1 protein-coding gene is annotated in these 700 nt (G+C 67.0%); it reads left to right on the forward strand.

Annotation, left to right across the window (positions count from 1 at the left end):
* Positions 1-192: 192 nt before the first annotated feature.
* On the forward strand, positions 193-700 hold a 508-nt coding region (locus DVK07_RS20290), incomplete at its 3' end, for a bifunctional 2-polyprenyl-6-hydroxyphenol methylase/3-demethylubiquinol 3-O-methyltransferase UbiG (RefSeq protein ID WP_147441283.1).

Here is a 700-nt window from a genome sequence, read left to right on the forward strand (position 1 = left end):
CGAAGCGGAACTCCACAAGCGCATCCGACTGTTCGTCGCGGACGTGATGAACCGCGAGCTACACGGGGACTTGGACCGGCTGGACTGACGTTCCTCGCCCTCGTCCTCTCCCTCTCGCCTCCTCTGGCCTTGTTGATTATTACCTCATAACACATTAAATATAATTTACACGAGGGCGACGAACGAGTCGTCATGGCCGACGACGCCCTCGGACTGGCGATGTTGGACCGGGTTCGCGGCAGTCTGCGCGCGCCGTGCGTCTACCGCGCCGGCGACGACGCCCGTGGTACTGCCGGCGACGCGCACGTCTACGAGAACTATCTCGTCCCGTCCGAGCGGTGGTCCGCCGCGAAGCGCGAGTTCGTCGACTCGCTTCGGACGCCCGTCCTCGACGTGGGATGCGGCGCGGGCCAACACGCTCTCGCCGGACAGGAGCGTGGCGAGGTCGTCGCCTTCGACGTGAGTCCGAACGCGGTTCGCGCGGCCCGCAAGCGCGGCGTCGAGACAGCGGTCGTCGGTGATATGTTCGACCCGCCGGTCGGGGCGAGTCGGTCAGAGCCGTCGGCGGGAGGCTTCGAGACGGTCCTCGCCAACGGGACGCAGGTCGGACTCGCGGGCTCGCTGGATCGACTCGCCGACCTGCTCGCGTCGTTTGCCGACCTCACCTCGCCGTCCGGCGAGGTCGTCGTGGACTCCTACG

It is taken from the genome of Halorubrum sp. Atlit-26R (assembly GCF_003666015.1).
In the GTDB taxonomy this organism is placed as follows: Archaea; Halobacteriota; Halobacteria; order Halobacteriales; family Haloferacaceae; genus Halorubrum.